The sequence below is a fragment of the Burkholderia sp. Ax-1720 genome (assembly GCF_011753035.1).
GTDB classification, from domain to species: Bacteria; Pseudomonadota; Gammaproteobacteria; order Burkholderiales; family Burkholderiaceae; genus Burkholderia; species Burkholderia gladioli.
In genome coordinates this window covers 1-3,111 of the sequence record NZ_VWWK01000339.1, presented here as the reverse complement: position 1 = coordinate 3,111, position 3,111 = coordinate 1, and the positions used below count along the sequence as shown (strand labels likewise).

Below are 3,111 nucleotides of genomic sequence, written 5' to 3'. Positions count from 1 at the left end.
GCCGGTACCGGCCGCGGCCGGCGCCGGCCGCAGCTCGGCGCCCTCGGCCGATTCCCCGGCCGGCGCCAGCGTGGCCGCCGCGGCGATCTTCTGGAAGTGCTGCTGCGCCTGCGCGCCGAGTTCGCCGCGCAACTGGGCCAGGTTGCGGCCCATGCCGAGCTGCCGCCCATGCTCGTCGATCACCTTGAAGTTCATGAACAGGTGGGCGGCCAGCGTTTCCAGCTTGAAATCCGAGGATTTCATGGCGATCTGCGTCTGGTTGCGGATATCGCCGATCAGCACGTCGAGCAGCGCGCCGGCGCCGAAGCGCTCGCCGCCCGCGCGCTCGACGAAACCGGCCGCGAACTCGGGCAGCGGCACGCAGTGGCGGCGCAGCTTCTGCGGCAGCGACTTCAGCAGCAACTGCACCTTCTCCTTGAGCATGCCCGGCACCAGCCACTCGGCGCGGCGCGCGTCCACCTGGTTCAGGGCGTAGAGCGGCACCTGCAGGGTCACGCCGTCGCGCGGCGAGCCGGGCTCGAAGTGATAGCTCAGGCCCATCTCGACGCCGGCCATGGTCAGCCGCTTCGGGAATAGGTCGGTGGTCACGCCGGCCGCCTCGTGGCGCATCAGGTCGTCGCGCGACAGGTACAGCAGGCGCAGCTTGTCCTCGGGCTGGCCGCTCTTCTTTAGCTCGTCGCGATACCAGCGCTCGAACGCCGCGCCGGTGTGGATGCCTTCGGGGATCGCCTGGTCGTAGAAGCCGTGGATCAGCTCGTCGTCGACCAGCACGTCCTGGCGGCGCGACTTGTGCTCGAGCTGCTCGATATCGGCCAGCAGCTTGCGGTTGTGGGCGAAGAAGGCGAGCTTGGTGTCGAACTCGCCGTCCACCAGCGCGCCGCGAATGAACAGCTCGCGCGCGCGCCGCGGATCCTGCCGGCCGAACGCCACGCGGCGGCGGTTGTAGATGATCAGGCCATACAGCGTGCCGCGCTCGTAGGCGCTCACCTGGGCCGGCTTCTTCTCCCAGTGCGGCTCCGAGAGCGAGGTCTTGAGCAGGTGCGCGCCGATCTTCTCGACCCATTCGGGCTCGATTTTCGCGAGGCAACGCGCATAGAGGCGGCTGGTCTCCACCAGCTCGGCGGCCATCACCCAGCGCCCGGCCTTCTTGACCAGGGCCGAGCCCGGCCACAGATGGAACTTGATGCCGCGCGCGCCCAGGTAGTGCGGCTCGTCGTCGGCCTTCATGCCGATATTGCCCAGCAGGCCCGTGAGCAAGGACAGATGCACCTGCTCGAAGGTCGCCTCGACCTCGTTCAGGCGCCAGCCGTGCTCGCGCACCACCGTCAGCAACTGGCTGTGGACGTCGCGCCACTCGCGCAGCCGCAGGTGCGAGAGGAAGTTGGCGCGGCAGGCGTCCACCAGTTGCCGGTTCGACTTCTTGTGCGCCACCGCCTCCTCGAACCAGCTCCAGATCCGCAGCCATTGCAGGAATTCGGAGCGCTCGTCGGCGAACTTGCGGTGCGCCTGGTCGGCCTGCTCCTGGGCCTCGATCGGCCGGTCGCGCGGGTCCTGCACCGACAGCGCGCTGGCGATGATCAGCACTTCGCGCAGCGCCTGCTGGTCGCGCGCGGCCAGGATCATGCGGCCCACCCGCGGATCGAGCGGCAGCCCCGCCAGCTCGCGGCCGAGCGGGGTCAGCGCGTTGTCGTCGTCGACCGCGCCGAGCTCGTTGAGCAACTGGTAACCGTCGGCGATCGCGCGGCCCGGCGGCGGCTCGATGAAGGGAAAGGACTCGATCGAGCTCAGGTGCAGCGACTTCATGCGCAGGATCACGGCCGCCAGCGAGGAGCGCAGGATTTCCGGATCGGTGAAGCGCGCACGCGCCAGGTAGTCGGCCTCTTCGTAGAGGCGGATGCAGATGCCGTCGGCCACGCGGCCGCAACGGCCGGCACGCTGGTTGGCGGCCGCCTGCGAGATCGACTCCACCTGGAGCTGCTCGACCTTGTTGCGATAGGAATAGCGCTTGACGCGCGCCAGCCCCGTGTCCACCACGTAGCGGATGCCCGGCACGGTCAGCGAGGTTTCGGCCACGTTGGTGGCCAGCACGATGCGGCGCGCGTTCGAGGCCTTGAACACGCGTTCCTGGTCGCCCGCCGAGAGCCGCGCGAACAGCGGCAGGATCTCGGTATGCGGCGGATGGTGCTTGCGCAGCGCCTCGGCCGCCTCGCGGATCTCGCGCTCGCCGGGCAGGAACACCAGCACGTCGCCGGGGCCCTCGCGGCACAGCTCGTCGACCGCGTCGACGATGCCGTCCATCAGGTCGCGCTCGGCCTCGCGCGCGCTCTTCTGGCGGTCGCGCCCGGAGGCGGCGCCCTCGGCGTTGCGGATCGCGGCCGGGCGATCGTCGGCGATCGGCCGGTAGCGCATCTCGACCGGATACAGGCGGCCGCTGACCTCGAACACCGGCGCCGGCTTCTCCTCGCTGCCGAAATGGCGCGCGAAACGCTCCGCGTCGATGGTCGCCGAGGTCACGATCAGCTTCAGGTCGGGGCGCTTGGGCAGGATCTGCTTCAGGTAGCCGAGCAGGAAGTCGATGTTGAGGCTGCGCTCGTGCGCCTCGTCGATGATCAGCGTGTCATAGGCGCGCAACAGCGGATCGGTCTGCGTCTCGGCCAGCAGGATGCCGTCCGTCATCAGCTTGACCGAGGCGCCGGGCGCGAGATTGTCGGTAAAACGTACCTTGTAGCCGACCACTTCGCCGAACGGCGTGCCGAGTTCCTCGGCGATGCGGCGGCCGGTGGACGAGGCGGCCAGCCGGCGCGGCTGGGTGTGGCCGATGAGGCCCTTGCCGCCGGCGCCGAGCCCGCGGCCGAGCTCGAGACAGATCTTCGGCAACTGGGTGGTCTTGCCCGAACCGGTCTCGCCGCAGACGATCACCACCTGGTTGGCGGCAATCGCGCGCGCGATCTCCTCGCGCTTGCCCGAGACGGGCAGGCTTTCGGGGAAGCTGATCGGCGGGATCGGGTTGGGCGTCACCGGCGCACGCGCGGCGCGCGGCTCGCGCTGTTCGCGCGGGGGGCGGGCTTCGCCGCCCTCGGCCCTGGCGCGCGCCTCGCGGCCCCGGGCATC

The 3,111-nt window shown here is 70.0% G+C and carries 1 protein-coding gene; it reads right to left on the bottom strand.

The genetic code is table 11. The features are described from left to right. Positions 1 to 3,111, bottom strand: a 3,111-nt coding sequence (hrpA, locus tag F3J18_RS36345; RefSeq protein WP_166916980.1) for an ATP-dependent RNA helicase HrpA, incomplete at both ends; no start/stop codon positions are given.